The organism is Bdellovibrio sp. HCB185ZH (assembly GCF_047302455.1).
Taxonomy (GTDB): Bacteria; Bdellovibrionota; Bdellovibrionia; order Bdellovibrionales; family Bdellovibrionaceae; genus Bdellovibrio.
Window position 1 is genome coordinate 1,662,715 of record NZ_CP178624.1, and the last position, 20,001, is coordinate 1,682,715.

19 protein-coding genes and 5 tRNA genes are annotated in these 20,001 nt (G+C 46.3%); 3 read left to right on the plus strand and 21 right to left on the minus strand.

Going from position 1 to position 20,001, the window contains the following annotated elements; genetic code table 11:
* Positions 1-37: 37 nt before the first annotated feature.
* The 20 genes from rplJ to ACLSU7_RS08235 all read right to left on the minus strand — a co-directional run bounded on the left by rplJ (position 38) and on the right by ACLSU7_RS08235 (position 15,110).
* Positions 38-568, minus strand: a complete 531-nt coding sequence (gene rplJ, locus ACLSU7_RS08140; protein ID WP_413295046.1) for a 50S ribosomal protein L10 — start codon at positions 566-568, stop codon at positions 38-40.
* A 212-nt stretch (positions 569-780) separates the two neighbouring features.
* Positions 781-1,488 carry a 50S ribosomal protein L1 gene (gene rplA, locus ACLSU7_RS08145; protein WP_413295047.1) on the minus strand — a complete coding sequence of 236 codons (708 nt, stop codon included), beginning with the start codon at positions 1,486-1,488 and terminating at the stop codon, positions 781-783.
* Positions 1,489-1,497: 9 nt separating this feature from the next.
* Positions 1,498-1,920: a 50S ribosomal protein L11 gene (gene rplK / locus ACLSU7_RS08150; RefSeq protein WP_088615317.1), complete on the minus strand. Its 423-nt coding sequence runs from the start codon at positions 1,918-1,920 to the stop codon at positions 1,498-1,500.
* A gap of 61 nt (positions 1,921-1,981) precedes the next feature.
* Positions 1,982-2,515 carry a transcription termination/antitermination protein NusG gene (nusG, locus tag ACLSU7_RS08155; protein ID WP_142699121.1) on the minus strand — a complete coding sequence of 178 codons (534 nt, stop codon included), beginning with the start codon at positions 2,513-2,515 and terminating at the stop codon, positions 1,982-1,984.
* A gap of 10 nt (positions 2,516-2,525) precedes the next feature.
* On the minus strand, positions 2,526-2,903 hold the full coding sequence (gene secE, locus ACLSU7_RS08160; protein ID WP_413295048.1) for a preprotein translocase subunit SecE: 378 nt from the start codon (positions 2,901-2,903) through the stop codon (positions 2,526-2,528).
* 36 nt (positions 2,904-2,939) lie between these two features.
* Positions 2,940-3,015: transfer RNA gene (locus tag ACLSU7_RS08165), tRNA-Trp, on the minus strand.
* A gap of 241 nt (positions 3,016-3,256) precedes the next feature.
* A complete protein-coding gene (gene tuf, locus ACLSU7_RS08170; RefSeq protein ID WP_088615320.1) occupies positions 3,257-4,447 on the minus strand; it encodes an elongation factor Tu in 1,191 nt (396 codons plus the stop codon).
* A 75-nt stretch (positions 4,448-4,522) separates the two neighbouring features.
* Positions 4,523-4,597, minus strand: a tRNA-Thr gene (locus ACLSU7_RS08175).
* A gap of 10 nt (positions 4,598-4,607) precedes the next feature.
* Positions 4,608-4,684, minus strand: a tRNA-Gly gene (locus tag ACLSU7_RS08180).
* Positions 4,685-4,729: 45 nt separating this feature from the next.
* Positions 4,730-4,815 (minus strand) — tRNA-Tyr (locus ACLSU7_RS08185).
* 30 nt (positions 4,816-4,845) lie between these two features.
* A tRNA-Thr gene (locus ACLSU7_RS08190) sits at positions 4,846-4,921 on the minus strand.
* 57 nt (positions 4,922-4,978) lie between these two features.
* Positions 4,979-5,890 carry a TrmH family RNA methyltransferase gene (locus ACLSU7_RS08195; RefSeq protein ID WP_413295049.1) on the minus strand — a complete coding sequence of 304 codons (912 nt, stop codon included), beginning with the start codon at positions 5,888-5,890 and terminating at the stop codon, positions 4,979-4,981.
* A gap of 1 nt (position 5,891) precedes the next feature.
* Positions 5,892-6,599, minus strand: a complete 708-nt coding sequence (gene pyrF / locus ACLSU7_RS08200) for an orotidine-5'-phosphate decarboxylase (protein WP_413295050.1) — start codon at positions 6,597-6,599, stop codon at positions 5,892-5,894.
* 44 nt (positions 6,600-6,643) lie between these two features.
* Complete coding sequence (locus ACLSU7_RS08205; protein WP_413295051.1) at positions 6,644-7,408, minus strand: L,D-transpeptidase; 765 nt, start codon at positions 7,406-7,408, stop codon at positions 6,644-6,646.
* 204 nt (positions 7,409-7,612) lie between these two features.
* Positions 7,613-9,112 carry a proline--tRNA ligase gene (gene proS / locus ACLSU7_RS08210; RefSeq protein ID WP_413295052.1) on the minus strand — a complete coding sequence of 500 codons (1,500 nt, stop codon included), beginning with the start codon at positions 9,110-9,112 and terminating at the stop codon, positions 7,613-7,615.
* A gap of 75 nt (positions 9,113-9,187) precedes the next feature.
* Complete coding sequence (locus ACLSU7_RS08215; protein WP_413295053.1) at positions 9,188-10,564, minus strand: sigma-54-dependent transcriptional regulator; 1,377 nt, start codon at positions 10,562-10,564, stop codon at positions 9,188-9,190.
* A gap of 14 nt (positions 10,565-10,578) precedes the next feature.
* Entirely contained in the window at positions 10,579-12,684 is a 2,106-nt protein-coding gene (locus tag ACLSU7_RS08220) for a sensor histidine kinase (protein WP_413295054.1), read from the minus strand.
* Positions 12,685-12,806: 122 nt separating this feature from the next.
* Entirely contained in the window at positions 12,807-13,376 is a 570-nt protein-coding gene (gene ribH / locus ACLSU7_RS08225; protein ID WP_413295055.1) for a 6,7-dimethyl-8-ribityllumazine synthase, read from the minus strand.
* Complete coding sequence (gene ribB / locus ACLSU7_RS08230) at positions 13,376-14,506, minus strand: 3,4-dihydroxy-2-butanone-4-phosphate synthase (RefSeq protein WP_413295056.1); 1,131 nt, start codon at positions 14,504-14,506, stop codon at positions 13,376-13,378. The genes ribH and ribB overlap by 1 nt, the downstream gene beginning before the upstream one ends.
* A 4-nt stretch (positions 14,507-14,510) precedes the next feature.
* Positions 14,511-15,110 carry a riboflavin synthase gene (locus ACLSU7_RS08235; RefSeq protein WP_413295057.1) on the minus strand — a complete coding sequence of 200 codons (600 nt, stop codon included), beginning with the start codon at positions 15,108-15,110 and terminating at the stop codon, positions 14,511-14,513.
* A gap of 142 nt (positions 15,111-15,252) precedes the next feature.
* Between ACLSU7_RS08235 and ACLSU7_RS08240 the strand changes: the two genes are divergently transcribed.
* From ACLSU7_RS08240 to ACLSU7_RS08250, 3 genes are read left to right on the plus strand one after another with little or no spacing between them, the layout of a single operon-like run.
* Positions 15,253-15,759 (plus strand): hypothetical protein, encoded by a 507-nt coding sequence (locus tag ACLSU7_RS08240; RefSeq protein WP_413295058.1) that lies wholly within the window; start codon positions 15,253-15,255, stop codon positions 15,757-15,759.
* A gap of 12 nt (positions 15,760-15,771) precedes the next feature.
* Positions 15,772-16,743, plus strand: coding sequence for a sigma-54 interaction domain-containing protein (locus tag ACLSU7_RS08245; protein WP_413295059.1), 972 nt, complete (start codon positions 15,772-15,774; stop codon positions 16,741-16,743).
* A 56-nt stretch (positions 16,744-16,799) separates the two neighbouring features.
* Complete coding sequence (locus ACLSU7_RS08250; protein WP_142699107.1) at positions 16,800-16,973, plus strand: DUF1328 domain-containing protein; 174 nt, start codon at positions 16,800-16,802, stop codon at positions 16,971-16,973.
* Positions 16,974-17,390: 417 nt separating this feature from the next.
* On the opposite strand, the gene clpB is transcribed toward ACLSU7_RS08250, so the two are convergent.
* A complete protein-coding gene (gene clpB, locus ACLSU7_RS08255; RefSeq protein ID WP_413295060.1) occupies positions 17,391-19,973 on the minus strand; it encodes an ATP-dependent chaperone ClpB in 2,583 nt (860 codons plus the stop codon).
* Between the last annotated feature and the right edge of the window lie 28 nt (positions 19,974-20,001).

The following is a 20,001-nucleotide window of genomic DNA, read 5'->3' on the forward strand; positions in this document are numbered from 1 at the left end:
CAGCAACCATTAACACCGAATCATCGGTGCGCAAGCATTACGCTTGTGGAGCTTCTTCAGTACCAGCAGTAGCACCACCACCAAGTTTCTCGGCGTAAGCGTTCAAGCAACGTGCAAGTGCAGAGCCTGAAGCCAATAGCGTACCAAGGAACATAGCGCGGAGTTGGTCTTTACCTGGAAGAGTCGCCAAGAATTTAATCTTTGCGTCGTCCAAAGCTTCGCCATCCATTACACCAGACTTGATTTGAAGAACTTCTACGTCCTTAGCGAAATCAGCCAATGTTTTAGCAGTTGCGTTCACTTCACCGTATGAGAATACGATGGCGTTAGTACCCTTCATTGAATTAGTAAATGCTTTTTCAATAGCTGGGTGATCTTTGAACGCTCTTTTTGCTAGAGTATTACGGACAACTTTCATCTCTGAATCAGCAGCATTCAATTTTTTACGCAAGTTAGTTACTTGCTCAACCTTGATGCCTTTGAAGTCGACGATGAAAGCTCCTTTAGCTTTACCGAATTTATCAGTAATAACCTTAATCTCTTGCTCTTTATCTGCGCGAGTGATCATAAGTGAGCCTCCTTTCATTAGACTTTTCCCTTCTTGCGAAGGGGTGTGTGCGAATCAGGTCGGTTTGGAGGTCGGATAACCTTTTTGCCTTATCTCGGTAGGCCCCATACATTCATGGGATTACATTCACAAACGAAAACCTACTGTCTCTGATCGCAATAAATACTTATTTAAAAATACAAAAAGCCCCGATTGCTCGGAGCTTTATAAAACTACGCTAGAGCGCCAGTTGCAGCAGCAGCCGCATTTGGCTCGATCTTAACGCCAGGACCCATAGTGGATGCTACGGCGATAGAACGAAGGTAGATACCTTTAGAAGATGCTGGTTTCGCTTTAACGATCGCGCCCAAAAGGGTCATGAAGTTATCACGAAGTTTAGCATCGCCCATAGATTTCTTACCGATACCAGCATGTACGATACCTGCTTTATCAACGCGGAAATCCAACTTACCTTTTTTCTCGGCAGTTACGGCTTCGCCCACGTTCATAGTTACAGTACCGATTTTTGGATTCGGCATCAAACCACGAGGCCCTAGAATTTTAGCAACTTTAGAAACAGTCGCCATCATGTCTGGAGTCGCGATACATTTATCGAAGTCCAACCAGCCACCTTGGATTTTAGCCACAAGGTCGTCAGCGCCAACAAAGTCTGCGCCAGCGTTTTTCGCTTCAGTCTCTTTAGGACCTTTTGCGAAAACAACTACTTTTACTTCTTTACCCAAACCGTGAGGCAATGCGATTGCGCCACGAACTTGTTGATCTGATTGCTTAGGGTCGATACCCAAACGCAATGCTACGTCGATTGATTCATCAAATTTAGCTGGAGCTGTCTCAACAACTAGTTTGAATGCTTCATCAACAGTGTATTTTTTTGCAGAATCTACTTTCTTAGAAGCAGCTGCGAACTTTTTACCTGCCATTGTTCACTCCTACGCGATGTCGATGCCCATGCTCTTAGCTGTACCAGCGACTTGTGCCATTGCTGATTCAACTTTCAAGCAGTTCAAGTCAGGCAATTTCGTTGTAGCGATTTGCTTGATTTGATCGTTATTGATTTTACCAACTTTGTCTTTTTGAGGCATTTTGGAACCAGATTCCAATTTCAACGCCTTTTTAATCAAAGAAGACACCGGTGGTGTTTTTGTGATGAAAGTAAACGATCTGTCTTGGTAAACAGTGATGATGATAGGGATGATGCTATCACCCAACGCTTGTGTACGAGCGTTGAACTGCTTACAGAATTCCATGATGTTTACCCCGTGCTGTCCAAGTGCCGGTCCAACGGGTGGAGCTGGATTAGCTTTCCCTGCCGGTATTTGCAGCTTGATCATTCCTGTAACTTTTTTTGCCATGACCCACTCCTGCAAGAGGTTGTGTTATTAATCCGAAGCTCACCCTATGTGAGCGTCAGTTTTAAGCTTTATCTACTTGAATGTAGTCCAACTCAACTGGAGTTGGTCTACCGAAGATGCTCACAAGAACTTTAAGCTTAGCTTTGTCCTCGTTGATCTCTTCTACAGTTCCTTGGAAGTTAGCAAATGGACCGTCAACAACAGTCACATTTTCACCTACAGAGAACTTGACCTTCATTTTCGGCTTTTCTGCAACGCCAGCCATTTGCTGAGTTACGCGGAAAACCTCTGCTTCAGGTACTTCTGGGGGACGAGTTTTAGTGCCACCCACAAAGCCTGTTACTTTTGACGCATTTCTCACCAAATGCCAAGTCTCATCATTCAAAAACATTTGAACGAAGATATAACCCGGGAAAAATTTACGCGATTTAGTTTGTTTTTGGCCTTTTACAAGCTCCACAACGTTTTCAGCTGGGATCAGGATTTCGCCAAACATCTCTTCCATCTTGGAAGTTTTGATCTTTTCCTCGATGGCTTTTTTTGCCGTATTTTCACAACTTGTCTGAACGTTTACGATGTACCACTTTTTGTCCATGGTCCGATCCTTACTTCATTAGGAAGTTGATAAAGAAGCCTGAAATCAAATCGAAAGAGCTGATGATCACGCTTGAGATAAGAACCATTACTACGCATACGATAGTCATTGCTGTCGTATCTTTGCGAGAAGGCCATACAACCTTGCGGATTTCAGATACTACTTCTTCGCCCCAAGCTAGTACGCGTGGGTTGAACTGAAGAGCTGCAAACAAAACGATACCTGTTGCAACCGGAAGACCGTGCTTGAACAAGTCGTTGTCAGCCAATTTTGCAACGAAACCAAAAGCACCCGAGAATGCCTTGATAAGGAAGTGCACAGTCAATCCAACCAAAGCACCCGCAATTGCAAAACTAAGAGTCATGATCTTAGAGTTAGTTTTTTCCACGATACCTCATTCCTGTTGAAATATTTGTGTAGAAATTGGCAGGGGCGGAGGGATTCGAACCCACGACCTAACGATTTGGAGTCGTTCGCTCTACCGCTAGAGCTACACCCCTGCACGATCTTATTGATGATAATTTACCGCTCACTTCGTTGCCTCGTCGTCGGCCTACTTTAAAGTAGGGCCTTCTCCTTGCGCCTCGCGATCGATAAATTCTCATCAATAATCTCCCCTTCGAAAACTATTGGGAGAAACCGACAAGAACTACATTTGGAATGCCAAGAAACACCGAGGGGGACCCTTTTGTCAAGGAGTCCCCCGGGTGATTTTTTATTTCAGCCTATGCTGCGTTAATCCTACTCAAGGATGTCGATAACAACGCCGGCGCCAACTGTACGGCCACCTTCGCGGATCGCGAAACGCAATTCTTTTTCCATTGCGATCGGAGCGATCAATTCAACAGACAATTCAACGCGGTCACCTGGCATAACCATTTCAGTGCCAGCTTTCAAAGTACAAACACCAGTTACGTCAGTTGTACGGAAGTAGAACTGTGGACGGTAACCGTTGAAGAATGGAGTATGACGTCCGCCTTCTTCTTTAGTAAGGATGTACGCTTCTGCTTTGAATTTTTTGTGAGGTTTAACTGAACCTGGTTTAGCCAAAACTTGACCACGTTCAACGTCTTCTTTTTTAGTACCACGAAGAAGAACACCACAGTTGTCCCCTGCTTGACCTTCATCAAGAAGTTTACGGAACATTTCGATACCAGTAACAGTCGTTTTTTGAGTTGGACGGATACCGATGATTTCGATCTCGTCACCAACTTTAACGATACCACGCTCAACACGGCCAGTAACAACTGTACCACGACCAGAGATAGAGAACACGTCCTCTACTGGCATCAAGAAAGTTTTGTCAGTAGCACGAGCTGGTTGTGGGATGTAAGCGTCGCAAGCTTCCATCAATTTCATGATAGCTGGACGACCGATTTCAGAAGCATCGCCTTCCAAAGCTTTCAAAGCAGAACCTTTTACTACAGGGATTTCGTCGCCTGGGTATTCGTACTTAGAAAGAAGTTCGCGGATCTCAAGCTCAACAAGCTCAAGAAGTTCTTTATCGTCAACCATGTCAACTTTGTTCATGAATACAACCATTGCTGGGATACCAACTTGGCGACCCAAAAGGATGTGTTCACGAGTTTGTGGCATAGGACCGTCAGCAGAAGAAACTACTAGGATAGCGCCGTCCATTTGAGCAGCACCAGTGATCATGTTTTTTACGTAGTCAGCATGTCCTGGGCAGTCAACGTGTGCGTAGTGGCGGTTTTCAGTTTCGTACTCAACGTGAGTAGTAGAGATAGTGATACCACGCTCGCGCTCTTCTGGAGACTTATCGATTTGATCGTAAGACATCGCTTGAGCTTTACCAGCCGCTGCAAGAGTAGTAGTGATAGCAGCAGTCAAAGTTGTTTTACCATGGTCGACGTGACCGATTGTACCGATGTTAACATGCGGTTTTGTACGGGTGAATTTCTCTTTAGACATTAGTCCTCCTGCAGAGATTTTTTTATTTTTATCTAACTTAAAGCCAAATTTTTTAAATTCAAGTGTAAAACTAAGTGGAGCCCATGATCGGAGCCGAACCGACGACCTCACCCTTACCAAGGGTGTGCTCTACCACTGAGCTACATGGGCGTCTGAAATTTGGAGCGGGAAACGGGTCTCGAACCCGCAACCCTCTGCTTGGAAGGCAGATACTCTAGCCAATTGAGCTATTCCCGCCCATTAACAGAAACCCTAATTTCACCGAGAAAATATTTAAAAAAATGGTGGGCAGGGAAGGATTCGAACCTTCGTAAGCGCAAGCTAACGGATTTACAGTCCGTCCCCTTTAGCCACTCGGGCACCTACCCATTTTTTTTAAATACTTACTCAGAGAAATTTGGAGCTGGTTATGGGACTCGAACCCGCAACCTGCTGATTACAAATCAGCTGCTCTACCAATTGAGCTAAACCAGCATCACTGAGATAACCGAAAGAGTTATAGTGGAAAAAATCTACATTCGTCAAAGATAATTATCTGTCAGACTGCGATTTTTTAGACTTTCCGCGCTGCGCGTGCTGCCTTAGTGTTTCTGTCAGTGCCATTGCTGTCGCGACAGACGCATTATAAGAGGCAGATGCACTCGTTTGCGGAATGAAGACCAATTCATCACACAGACGCTCTGTTGTCACTCTCAAACCTTTATCTTCCGCCCCAATTGCCCAAATTACTTTTTCGGGCAAATCGAGCTCAAATATAGATTTTTTTCCGCGAGGACTTAGACCGTAAATCCAATAACCTTTTTCTTTTAGTGTTTCCGCGTACTTACTAAAGTTCGTTGTAGCTTCGACAGCGACGTGCTCAACGCCGCCGCACGCAACTTTATGAACAGTTGGAGTTAGACCCACCGCGCGATCCTCTGGAATTAATACACCTTTTACATTGGTTAACCACGAAGTTCTTAAGATCGCACCCAAATTATGGGGGTCTTCGATACCGTCCAACATCAAAACAATAGATGTTTCAAGATTTCCCAAATGGTCCAGGTCCATACCAGGCGCGCCTTCAACAAATAGTGCCGCACCTTGGTGAGATGAACCAAATTTATCGATGACCGCTTCCTGACGAATTTCTGGAGTGATGTGGTGCTTGCGAGCCATCTCCTCTAGCTCACGCAAATCTGCAGAAGATTCCCAGCCGTTTTTCAGCCACATGCCTTTAACTTTTTTAGGGCGCATGTAGAGAGCTTCTTTGATCGCATGATTTCCAACGACGATTCTCCACTCTCTAGGAATGGAGTTTTCAGAGCGAGATCCTTGCTGAGGACGACCGCCTTGAGAGCGACCTCCACTCTGCTGGGGACGCGGTCCCTGAGAGCGAGATGAGCCCTGGGCGGATCTTTGAGAGTTGTTTTTAGCACCGGAACGGAAATTATTTTTCTTCATACTACATCGCCATTACAAACTGATTTGCAGCTTCTTTAATATCTTTTGCTTCTAATATTGGACGACCCACCACCAATGCGGAAGCGCCCTTTTCGAGTGCTTCCTTGGGGCCCATGATTCTTTTCTGATCGCCAGAGTCGTTCATACTAAAGCGAATTCCCGGCGTGACAAGGTAGAGACCCTGATTTTGTAAAAGGTCCAGCTCATGAGGCGAACAAACGACCCCGGTGAGACCTGATTTTTGAACTAAACTCGCCAATTCAGTCACATGCTGAGCGATCGGCTGAGGATTCATCACTGGGGGCAATGAATTTTGATCCCAAGAGGTTAAGATAGTCACAGCCAGGATGCGAAATGGTCGGATTTTACTTAACTCAGCCTCTACCTTGGCCATTCTTTGCAGGGCTTCCGCGCCACTCAGAGTGTGGACCGTGACGAGCGAGGCCCCGGCGTCAAAGCTTGCGCGAACCGCGGCTTCCATCGTGGAGGGAATATCAAAGTGTTTATTATCCAAAAAGATAGGAGCTCTTTGTGACATCTCTTGCACGAACTGCATGCCATAACGGAGGCAAAGACGTGGGCCGAGCTTAATTCCCCCGACAATATCTCCGATTTGATCGGCGATTTTCAAAGCTTGATCCCTGGTATCGACATCAAGAGCGAGGATTAAGGGATTTCTCATGGGATGGGCGCGCAGGTTTTTATTCATGGAATAACTCCTGCGCTCCACCCTCTCATAAACTCCCAATCAGGTCATTTGTTTTCGACTATAATGAGGGTGTTCCATCCCATGACACGGATGGGATTTCCATTCACATCACGAGCCACCCGGCCATTTTCATTGAATAAAGGCACTAACTTTTGCGGCTGCGCTGAAACTTTATTCCATAAAATGATGGCGTTGTCTTTATGGACACGAACACATCCTCCGGAAGCACGTCTGCCGAGTTCGGCATAGTGATCTGGAGTTGTGGCATGAACTGCGACTCCCCCATTAAAGAACATGGCGTATTCCATATGGGCTTTCCATGTATAGGAATAGTAGTCGCGCACTAATTTATAAGGCGAGAAAGTACCAACGGGAGTTCGGGTCCAATACCAGCGGCCACTTTTCGCTTTTTCGTATTGCTCACGACCAGTAGATACGAGCATTGTTGCGACAGGCATCCCGTATTCCATAACTTGCATCTGTTGCGCCGTTGGACCGATCGGAGCTTTGTTGATTCTTAAGACGATCGCGTATTCGCGGTACACATCGATGCCATCTTGTGCCGCGATGATTTCGGGATCAATAACGGCGGCCCGCATTTCTGTGCGAGGCGCACCGATTTCATTAGCGAGCTCATCGGGCGTCATCAGATCATCTAACGGTTCATTTGTCGCCAAGGCTTCGCTATCAGATGGGGTTTTCGGTGAAATTGTAGCCGGCGATGTCGTCAGAGAGAATTCTTTATCAGCGAAGGAAGTTAAGGAAAATACTGAAACGAGCAACAACAAGGTAATGATTAAGGCTTTCATATAAACCCTCCTGTTATTGGCACTCATAGATCCCTAGAATTAAGAATCTGCGCCGATTTCCGGTCGGTCAAAGACAATAAAAAAACGGAGAGAAATTCCCTCCGTTCGCCAAATTCATAAGTAATTTGAAATCAATATTTTCAGACCTAGGGCTTTACGTTTCCGAGGGAATTCTATAATCCCCCCGCCTAACGACGCGCACTCTTAATAAGACTTAGCGAATAGAACCCATTTGGTTGCCGTTTTCCCAGAGAAAATGCAATTCCCTTGAATTGGCTCTTGCTTCAAAGGCGCGCAACGTGGGGTTACTTTCAGTTGGGCTAGCAACTCGTGTCCGATGCCTTCTTCACACCATGGAACCAATGCAAATCCTGGCGCGGAGTTTTCTTCGCCTTTGAAGTGAGCTTCGAATTCTTTTAGGTCGGTGATTTTTTTGATGTTGCTGTCGCGGAAAGCTTTGGCTCTTTCGAACAGTCCATCTTGGATTTCTTGCAACAAGGCGCTGATGCCTTGAACGAAAGCGTCGCGGGCTTGGCCGGATTTTTCTTTCGGGCCTTTATCACGGCGGCCGACGAAGACTTCGCCTTTAGCCATGTCACGAGGACCGACTTCTACGCGCACTGGAACACCTTGTTTGATGTATTGCCATGCTTTATCGCCACCACGGATATCGCGATCGTCGACTTTCACACGTACAGAGCCGCCGTTGAAGCTTTGAGATTTCACTTCTTTAGCCAGGCTGTTTACATATTCCAGAACTTGCGCTTTTTCAGCGTCGTTACGATAGATCGGTACGATCACAACGTGCAGTGGAGCGATTCTTGGTGGTACCACAAAGCCGTTGTCATCAGAGTGAGTCATGATCAAGCCACCGATAAGGCGAGTTGAAACACCCCACGAAGTTGTCCAAGCTGTTTCTTCTTTACCCTCTGCACTTAGGTATTTGATACCGGAAGCTTTTGCGAAGTTTTGACCCAAGAAATGAGACGTTCCTGCTTGCAGAGCTTTTTTATCCTGCATAAGAGCTTCGATAGTATAAGTATCAACCGCCCCCGGGAAACGCTCGTCAGAAGTTTTCATCCCTTTGATCACTGGCATCGCCATATAGTTTTCAGCGAAATCAGCGTACACGTCCAACATTTGCAAAGTTTCTTCTTGGGCTTCCTTGGCTGTTGCGTGAACAGTATGGCCCTCTTGCCACAAGAACTCTGCCGTTCTTAGGAACATGCGCGTGCGCATTTCCCATCTCATCACGTTACACCATTGGTTAATCAAAACAGGAAGGTCACGGTAGGACTTAACCCATTTTGCAAATTGGTGACCGATGATTGTTTCAGAAGTTGGACGAATGATTAAAGGCTCTTCTAGTTCGCCGTCTGGAACTAGTTTGCCATTACCATCACCTTTCAAACGGTGATGAGTTACGACGGCACACTCTTTCGCAAAGCCTTCGACGTGTTCTGCTTCTTTTTCCAAGAAGCTTAGTGGAATTAGCAATGGGAAATATGCGTTCACGTGGCCTGTATCTTTGAACATGCGATCTAGAACGGCTTGCATGTTTTCCCAGACAGCGTAGCCCCAAGGTTTGATCACCATGCAACCACGGACCGGAGAATTTTCAGCCATATCAGCTGCCGTGATAACTTGTTGGTACCACTCTGGGTAGTTTTCAGAACGTGTTGGTTTAATTGCTGTATCTGACATTTGCTAATTCCTTAAATATCTTTGGTAACTGGTCAGTGGGACACTAAACATCTTTAGTGGCTGGTTATCTGGACACTAAATGTCTTTAGTGTCTATCCCGTAAGCTTTAATTTTTCTGTGGAGGTAACTTCTTTCAAGACCGATCACTTCGGCAGTTTTTGAAATGTTACCGCCGTTTTCGTTGATCTTGCGAAGAAGGTATTCTTTTTCGAATTGCGCGCGGGCATCGCGGAACGTGGAGAGGTCTTGCATCTCAAAACCTTTTTCGTCGTCTTTGTCGATTAACCCTGCAAAACGCAAGTCGTGAACGTCAACAAACTCTCCAGGAGTCAGGATGTACACGCGTTCGATAAAGTTTTTAAGTTCACGCACGTTCCCCGTCCATTGGTGAGAAAGCATTTTGTTCATAGCTTGTTCACTGATGGCTTTTTTCGGGAAACCGCTTTCGCGTGCGACGTTATCAGAGAAGAAGGAAACCAAAACCGGGATGTCTTCCGGGTGCTCGCGAAGAGCTGGTACGCGGAATGGAATCACATTCAGACGGTAGTAAAGATCTTCGCGGAAACGGCCTTCTTTAACTTCTTGGTCCAGGTCTTTAGAAGACGCCGCGATCACACGGACATCGTTTTCGATAGTTTCAGATCCACCGACACGGCGGTATTTTTTATCATCAAGATAAGTCAAAAGTTTTGCCTGAGCGTCTTTGTTCATTTCGCTGATCTCAGCAATATACAATGTTCCGCCTTGGGCTAGATCCAATTTACCTTTTTTTGCGCGGTCCACACCTGGCATCGCACCTTTTTCAATTCCAAAGATTTCTGCTTCCAAAAGATCTTCTGGAATACCGCCACAGTTAATTTCAACAAACGGACGGCTCGCGCGAGCGCTAAGGTAATGGATATTTTGCGCAACAAGTTCTTTGCCTGTCCCCGCTTCACCTTGAATCAAAACCCAAGAGTTTGTCGGAGCCACTCGAGCAATCACTTGCTTAGTTGCCACGATCGAAGGTGCCTCGCCCACGAGTGCAATGGATTTACGAAGCTTATTCAATAGCAGGGATTTCTCTTCTTTAGCTTGTTGGAAGCTTAAGATATTTGAAATCACGATCAGGATTTTATCCATTGAAAGAGGCTTTTCGATGAAATCCCAAGCTCCGAGCTTAGTCGCTTTCACCGCGGTTTCGATTGTTCCGTGGCCAGAGATCATTACGAACTCAACGTTCGGGAACTCTTTGCGTGCGCGAGTCAAAACTTCGATACCGTCGAATTTACCCGGCATCCAAATATCTTGGAAAACAACGTCAGGCTGAATGTCTTTGATCGCTTGCAGACCTGACTCACCATCGTGAGCTAGGAATACTTGATAGCCTTCATCTTTCAAAGAAGCTGAAAGCACATCACGAATCGGTGCTTCGTCGTCAATAATCAGAATTTTAGTCGATAGAGCCGTCATCACGGACCTTCTTTCTATTCTTCAGAGGGCTTCCAAGCGCCCACTTCGTTTACAGGGATCTCGATCACCATCTTTAAACCTTTTGGATCATTTGTGGTCGCACGAATGAAGCCATTGTGGTCTTCGATGATTCTCTTTACGATAGGTAAGCCTAAACCAGTTCCGCCCTCTTTTGTAGAGTAGTACGGTTCAAAAATGCGGTTTCTTTGCTCTGCTGACACCCCGTCTCCATTGTCAGCCACTGTCATTCTCATGGTTTTGATGTCTTTTGAATAATGTGTGGCTATTTGGACGGCGGGTTGTGGTTCTTTAGACACAGCAGCCACAGCGTTATCCACAAGATTAACTAGGACACGACGGAACTGATCCGGGTCAAATTTAAATTCTGGCAACTCCGGATCCGGTTTGAAATCAAAACTGACATTTGGATGAGCCTGACGATAAAGCCCCAAGGATTCCTCAACCACGCTGTTGAAGTTCGCAACCACGGGACGAGCCTGCGGCAGACGAGCAAAATTACTGAATTCGTTCACCAGATTTTTCAGTCCATCCACTTGTTTTACGATCATCGTCGTACATTCGCTGAATGCGGGATCGGTGATCGAAGCGCCGAACTTTCTTTGCAGACGTTCTGCGGAAAGTTTGATCGGCGTTAGAGGATTTTTGATTTCATGGGCGATACGACGAGCGACCTCGGTCCAAGCGGCAGAACGTTGCGCGTTCACGATCGGAGTCATGTCGTCAAATACCAGGACTTTACCAACAGCTTCGCCTTTTTCATCTTTAAGGATGGAAAGACTCATCAATAGAGGCACGGCCTCGCCTTGAACGTTTAAGCGGAATTCTTTTTGGATACTTTCGATCTTATGATCCTGCATGGTTTTAAGCAGGTCTGCGAAGGTACGGAAATACTCTAACGTCAGAAGTTCGCGCACGGATTTACCGATGTAGCGCTCGGGATCGATTTTTAAAAGTTGAGCCGCGTGACGATTGATTGTGGAAACACGTCCCGCCTGATCGACAGAGATCACGCCCGTATTCACGTTACGAAGAACTGTGTCTGTGTAGCGCGCGTGCTGATCGAGCTCTTCTAAAGTGTTTTCTAACGTCACCGTCATTTGATTGAAGCTTGAAATCAGGTCGGTGATTTCTTCGGAACCGGACTTAATTTCCAATGGAGTATAATCCCCACCCGCAATCCTCCGAGTCGCACGCCCCAATTGAACGATAGGAATGGAAAGTTGTCGCGCCAAATAGAACCCAAACCAGGTTGCGGCGAGCAGAATCACGAAGGTCATTAAAACCAGAATGATCAGGTAAATGGATTTCAAAGGATATTCGAGCGGATTGATATCACGAAACTCATCATAGGCCGTTGAGATATCGTCCATTTTACTTACGAGTGATAATGGCAAGAAACTGGATACGACGATAGCACCCTTATCGGCACCCTCTTTGACTGGGACGATCACGCGCACCAGATTTCCATCCCCGAATTGATGGATGATGGAAGCTTCAGCTTGAACTTTGATACCTTTTTGCAAGAACTCCAGAGAGACCGCTGGCACCGTAGGAACGGTGTCGTCTTCGGCAGAAACGACCACACGTTTACCGAATAGTGACGGATAGTACTCCACCGCATCAAGACTGAACTCTTTGCGCAGTTGTTCCACCTTGTGTTTGATCTCGTTCGAATTACTTAAAGGCCGAACGGCATCTGCGATCTGATGGGCGAAGTGATAGTTCTTTTTCTTGGCATTGAAGTAGTAGGCGTTTGTGACCTCGATTGAGCTTTTTAAAACCCCGGCCATTTTGGCGCTAAACCACTTATCAAAGCTCGAGTTAATATAAAATACGGAGATGATGAACATCAGCACGGTCGGAATAAAGCTGAACGCGACGAACGCGGCGACAAGTTTTGCTTTAAGACTGCTGCCAAAGATTTTGCCTTGGCGTTCGACGAAGACCTTCACGATGTTTCGGAAGATCATGAACAACAATAACAACAACAGAATGATGTTAAAGTTTACGAGACCAAAGAAGAAGATACTGTGAACAAATGGAAGTTGCTGGCTTGTCGCGAACAGTCTGATTTCAAACCAAGTCAACAGAACGAACATTAAGGAGACGACCAGAACGATAAAGATCTCTCGTCGTCTCTTTTTTAACTCCTGCGGACCATGTGGTAGAAACTCATCTCGCTCAGACACCCAGCACCCTTCGTTAGGCTTATAATGCTAAATTACTTTTTAGCTTTTTTCGCGGCTTTTTTTGCTTTAGCCGGAGCTTTCTTTGCTGCTTTCGCCGCCTTTGGAGCTTTGGCCTTTGCTGCAGCTTTTGGAGCTGGTTGCGCTGCCAACATTTTAGCAGTTTTCATTGTCGCAGGGATTTCACCTACCAAACCGATCATTTCCATAACGACTTGCGCAGCTTCCTCACCCTTGTTCATGTGTTCAGCGCTGCCTGTGCGAGCAATGGCTTGTTCTTCGTTTTCAGTTGTCAAAATACCGAAACCGATTGGTTTTTTATAATCCAGCATCAAGCGAGTGATACCATCAGTGACTGAATTGCAGACATAATCGTAATGCGAAGTTTCCCCACGAATAACAGCCCCCAAAGCAACCACACCGTCACAACCTGCATCCAAGAAGGCTTGGCAGGCCAGAGGAACTTCAACAGCACCCGGAACCAATGCAGCGTAAATTTCAACTCCCTCGCAAGACTCAAGATAAGAGATAGCTCCCTCTTCAAGTTTTTGAGTGATTTCAGAATTCCAGCGTGCAGTTACAACGCCAACTTTGATGCTTGCCATTAGTGAGCCCCTTTTAGATTTTCAATTGCCACAATTTCAACGATTTCCAAATCAAATGCTTTCAAACCGACTTTCTTTTCCGGTTTGTTCGTGATCAGACGAATTTTATTCGCACCGATCTCGCGCAAAATTTGCGCGCCGATACCATAGTCACGCTCGTCCATCAAAGGAGTTGAGGGACGTAGATCTTCCATGCCCATTAAAGCTTGAAGCTCTTGAGTCAAACCGTGGGTACGGTTGTTCCCGCGCAAAAGAACGAAAGCACCATGACCAGCATCTTCAATCATTTTTAGACTTTCGACAACTGAGGATGCGCCTCTTTGCACCACCGCCATAAAGTCACGAGTGAAGTTATCCACGTGAACACGGATTAATGCAGCTTCGTCTTTTTTGATTTCACCTTTTTGGATCACCAAGTGTTCAAGTCCATCTACTGTGGAACGGAACACACGAGCTTTGTAGCCCTCACCGAAAGACGCTGGCAGAGGAATGTTTGCCAACTCTTCAACTAAAGTTTCATTCGCCAAACGGTAGGCGATCAAATCAACGATCGTACCGATTTTGATGTTATGCTTTTTTGCGAACTCTTTCAAATCCGGAACGCGCGCCATAGAACCATCTGGATTCATGACTTCGCAAATAACGGCTGCCGGATTCAATCCTGCCAAACGAGCCAAGTCCACAGAGGCTTCGGTATGACCCGCACGTTTTAAAACTCCACCGTGCTGAGCGCGGATCGGGAAAATATGCCCCGGCATATGAACATCAGAAGGTTTCGCATGAGGATTAGCTGCCACTTTACAAGTGTGGGCACGATCCGCAGCGGAGATACCTGTCGAAATTCCTTCAGCGGCCTCGATAGAAACTGTGAAAGCTGTTTTGTTCGGCGCATAGTTGTATTCGTCACGAACCATCAAGGGAAGTTGTAGGCGATCCATTTGCTGAGGAGTCATGCACAGGCACACCAAGCCACGAGCCTCAGAGATCATAAAGTTGATCGCTTGCGCATTCACGTGATCTGTCGCAAGAATCAGATCACCTTCGTTTTCACGGTCCTCGTCGTCCACTAGGATAACGACTTTACCCGCTCTTACATCATCAAGAATTTCTGGGATTGTATTGAATGCCATCGAATTAATCCTTTTTTACTTCCAAAGAACGTTGAATCGCGCGGGCCATATAATCAGGCTCTACGTTGATTTTGCTGCCAACCTTCATATCGCCCAAGTTAGTGCGCTTAAGAGTTTCCGGAATCAGGCAGACAGAGACTGTGTTTTTATCAAGCTCGTTTACCGTCAGGCTCACGCCATTGAGCGTGATGCTGCCCTTTTTCCACACGTACGGCAGGATAGAGTCCTGAACCTTTACGTCCAAAAAGAAGGATTCGCCGATCAGTTCAGATCTTGTCACGGAGCCCAAACTATCAACGTGGCCCGTCACCAAATGACCGTGAATTCGGTCACCAAATCGCAAAGATCTCTCTAAATTGACCTTTTTGCCGATCCAGCTGCTGGGATTCCAATCCAGGACCTTGATGGTTTCCGCCGCCAAAGCAAAGGTCATTTGCTTCTCATCGAAGGCTTCCACCGTCAGGCAAACACCATCGCAAGCGATGCTATCGCCGAGCTTTAAATCATTGAATTCAGAAGGTTTTTTAATTTTAATGCGATAGGCATTTTGAAGCTCTTCCGAGCTTTCAATTGGCATAACGGATTCGACGATTCCAGAAAACATAAGGGCCTCTGCTTGAATGGGCTGGAAACTACACTTTCACAGGGAGATTGGCAAGGAAAGCCACCCTATTTTCACTGTGTTGAAAGCCCGTACGGTCCGTAAATTCATTGACCTGGCGGAGTCGGATTCAGAAGATGAAAATATGAAAAAACTAATTGGTGTTTTATTGATTCTTGGTGGCATTTTTTCCAATTCGGCTCTGGCGCAAAGTTCGAGTCAAAATCTGTCCTATGACCTTAGCGGTGGGATCGGAACATATAACGGGAACAGTTACACAGAAATCGACTTGGGACTGAATTGGTACCTGCAAGATTGGTTAAACTGGAGAAACTCCATTTTCACACAGTTCGGTTCCAGCATTAATACGGTTTACGGTCTGGACACAGCTGCAATTTTTGGAACCGGTTTTTACTCCTCGCCTAAATTTGGAGTTGAGGTGTTTGCGGGTCCCGGTTTGCGTTTTGCCAATGAGGATGCCAGCGGTTATTTCGGAAAAGCGGGTTTGATTTTTGCCATTGGTCCAATACGAATTGGTGGCGGAGCTCAAGTGACGAAGTACTATGATACCCGCCGAGACAAATACGGATTCAAAATGCCTGACGAGGAAGTTCAATACTTTATTGTTCTTTCCGGCGGAGGCACCTTATAGGGAGAAACCAAAATGGAAAGCGGAGACATTATAGCAGAAAGTCCCGCTTTTATTTCGGCCCTCTCTCTCGCACGCAAAGTTGCTGAAAGCTGCTCCAATGTTCTTATCACGGGCGAGAGCGGCACCGGCAAAGAAGTCATCGCCAAATTTATTCATTCGCAAAGCCCTCGAAACTCGCGAAGCTTCGTCGCCCTGAATTGCGCAGCTATTCCTGACAACTTGCTAGAATCAGAACTTTTTGGTTATGCCCGTGGGGCTTTCACTGGTGCTCACTCCAGCAAAACAGGACTACTGGAAGAGGCTGAAGGCGGGACTTTATTTTTAGATGAGATCGCCGACTTGGATATCAGTTTACAGGCAAAGCTCTTGCGCGTTTTGCAGGAACGCAAAATCAAACGCCTGGGGGAAAACACTCTTCGTCCCATTAATATCCGCGTGATCGCAGCGACTCATGAAAATTTGAACCGGGCCGTACAAACTAAAAAATTCCGTGAAGATCTCTTCTTTCGCTTGAATGTCATCAGCATTAACGTTCCCTCGTTGCGAGAACGCCGTGAAGACATACTGCCACTTGCCACTCATTTCATTCGCAAATTTTCAACTATCAATGCAAAGAAAATCCATGGCCTGACTCCGGCGGCGAATGAATATCTTTTGCGTGAGTCGTGGCAGGGAAATGTACGGGAGTTGGAAAACCGTATCGAACGAGCCGTGGTTCTTTCGCTGAGTTCGCAAATCGAGGTGGAGGATTTGCATCCGCAAGCCAGCTCATTGACTCAACAAAAACAGAACACGCTGGGTTTTTTAAGGGATAAAGTAAACGAATCTCCTTCCAAGATTTTATCCATGGACGACATGAATCAGCTCTATATCGAGTACGCCTTGTCACTTAACAATGGCGCCAAAGAAAAGACGGCCCGCGATCTGGGCATCGATCGCAAGACACTTTATCGCAAACTTGGGAAACGACACCCCACTTTGTGATAGCTGGCATCCACTTTGCTTAACCAATTATCAGTAACACCACTGAGGAGGTCTGCATGTTACGGGCTGCAATCGCATTTTTCATTTTAGCCATCGTGGCGTTTGTTTTAGGCGCTAATGGCGTGGCGGGAATCTCAATGGAAGTCGGAAGACTGCTGTTGATCGTATTCTTGGTATTGGCTGTTATCAGCTTCTTCGTCAATATGATTGGCAGAAGAGGACCAAGGTAAGAATTCCTACGAGTCAAATTGCCCCGCAACCAGGGAAAGTTTCCCCGGGGCACTTTGACTCCCCCAACGCCGCTTTAGAAAGCCCTTTTAAAAAAAAGAAGGGCTTCCATTCTAGAAGCCCATCTTTGACATAAACTTTCAGGTCACTATTTATTACGATTATCTTCTGCCTGAAGAAGAGTTTCTGTCAGAAGAAGATTGGGAACCTCTTTGAGAATCTCTGTTTGAGCTGTTTTGGTTTGATGAGTTCGAAGACTCTCTTCTTTGATCTTCAGATCTGTTACCTGAACGGTCAGTAGATGAAGAATTAGAAGAAGACGACTTATTCATATTGTTGTTACCCATGTTGGGACTCCTATTAGATAGGCAAGCGTCATTGCTTGCCTATCTGGGAGTTAGCCAAAGTCATGCCAACGATTAGAATGTCAAATGATTGGAATCCGCTTTCACTTCGACAGTGTCCCCTGCTTTCACATTGCCACCAATGATCTGTTTTGAGAGTGGATTTAACAACTCTGTTTGGATCACACGTTTCAATGGACGAGCTCCGTAAATCGGGTCGTAACCCTTGCGAGCCAGGAACTCCACAGCCTCTTTGCTGAAAGAGATGCCGATTTTTTTGCCTTTCAATCTTTGGGCAACCAAATCCAACTGCACTTGCACGATGCCGGCAATTTGATCCTGACCTAAAGAATGATAGATCACAACTTCATCAATACGATTTAAAAACTCTGGGCGGAAATGTTCGCGCAAGGCCTCAGTCACCGCTTTTTGTTTTGCATCGTCTTTCATTTTTGGATCCAAGATCGATTGCGAACCCACATTGGAAGTCATGATCAAAACCGTGTTTTTGAAATCCACAGTGCGACCTTGACCGTCTGTCAATCGTCCGTCATCCAGCACCTGCAAAAGAATATTGAAGACATCGGGATGCGCTTTTTCCACTTCATCCAATAACACAACACTATAAGGTCTGCGACGAACGGCCTCAGTCAATTGACCGCCCTCTTCGTAACCCACGTATCCCGGAGGTGCTCCCACCAATCGAGAAACGGCATGTTTTTCCATGTATTCACTCATGTCGATACGAACAACGGCTTGTTCATCATCAAACATAAATTCAGCCAAGGCTTTAACCGTCTCCGTTTTCCCCACGCCCGTTGGCCCCAGGAACATGAAAGTTCCAATAGGACGATTCGGATCCGAGATCTCGGCACGGGCTCTGCGAATAGCATCAGCCACCACTGTCAAAGCATGGTCCTGGCCGACAACGCGTTTTTTAAGTTCATCTTCCATGTGCAAAAGTTTTTGGCTTTCGCTTTCAAGCATCTTGCTGACCGGAACACCCGTCCATTTTGCGACAACTTCGGCCACGTCTTCAGGACCGACTTCTTCCTTAAGCATACGGTTTTCATTGCCGTTTTGCTCTTTGCTACGTTCTTCCATGGATTTAAGTTTGTTTTCTGTTTCTGGAAGCTTTCCGTATTTTAGCTCTGCCGCTTTGCCCAAATCACCTTCGCGCTCGGCTTTGGAGATCGCGACCTTAAGGTCTTCGATGTCCGCTTTGAGTTTTTTGATCTGGGTGATGCCACCCTTTTCAAATTCCCACTGTTCGCGCAAAAGCTGGTTCTTGGCACTAAGGCCTGCGATCTCTTTGTCGATCACAGTGATGCGTTCCTTGGCGCCTTCTTCTTTTTCCTTTTTCAATGCTTCTTTTTCGATTCGAAGCTGCATCAACTCGCGCTCGATTTTATCCACCTCTTCGGGGACAGAGCGAGTTTCGATGCCCAATTTACTTGCGGCTTCGTCGATCAGGTCGATCGCTTTATCCGGCAAGAAACGATTGGTGATATAGCGACGAGAAAGCTTTACCGCCGACACTAAAGCAGAGTCGGTAATGCGAATCCCGTGATGCACTTCGTATTTTTCTTTCAAGCCACGAAGAATTGTGATGGCATCCTCTTCGCTTGGTTCTTCGACCATCACGGTCTGGAAACGACGCTCAAGGGCCGCGTCTTTTTCGATGTACTTGCGATACTCATCCAAAGTGGTAGCGCCGATACAACGAAGCTCGCCACGAGCCAAGGCTGGTTTCAACAACTGACCGGCATCCATGGCCCCATCGGTTTTACCAGCACCCACAAGTGTATGAAGTTCGTCGATGAAAAGAATGATCTGACCTTCACTGGATGTGACTTCCTTGATGACTGCTTTCAAACGGTCTTCAAATTCACCGCGGTATTTTGCACCCGCGATCAAAGCCCCCATATCCAGGGACATCAATTTTTTACCAATCAAATTATCCGGCACGTCGTGTTTCAAGATACGGATCGCCAAACCTTCAGCGATCGCCGTCTTACCCACACCGGGCTCGCCGATCAAAACAGGATTATTTTTTGTACGGCGGGACAAAACCTGCACCACGCGACGGATTTCTTCGTCACGACCGACCACAGGGTCAAGCTTGCCTTCTGCAGCTAAAGCTGTCAGATCGCGTGCGTACTTGGTTAAAACCTCGTACTTGTTTTCTGGATCGTCGTCTGTGACTTTTTGATTGCCACGCATTTCTCTCAAGGAGTTTTTAACTTTGTCTGCGTTCAGGTTGAACTTTTTAAAGAATGCGTTCAGTTCGCCATCAGTTCCTTTTAGCATCGCTAAAAAGAAGTGTTCTGTTGAAATATAGGCATCGCCCCACTCGTCGGCCTCAACCTCTGCCCCGCGGAAGATTTTTTCCAGGCGTGGACTCGCAAACTGCTTTTGCCCACCACCGGTGACAGTCGGAAAACGATCGACTTTTTTACGAAGTTCACTCAAGAAGTCCGCTTGAGCGACATTAAGTTTGTCTAAAAGACGAGGGATGATCCCTTCACTTTGCTGTACCAGCTCTAACAAGAGATGTTCAGGCTCAACAGATGGGTTTGACTTGCGTTCAGCCAGCTTTGCAGCAGCCTGCATTGCCTCTTGGCTTTTTCGCGTCATTTTTTCAATATCGTTGCTCATAGCACCTCCATCTGCTTAAAGGATGAGG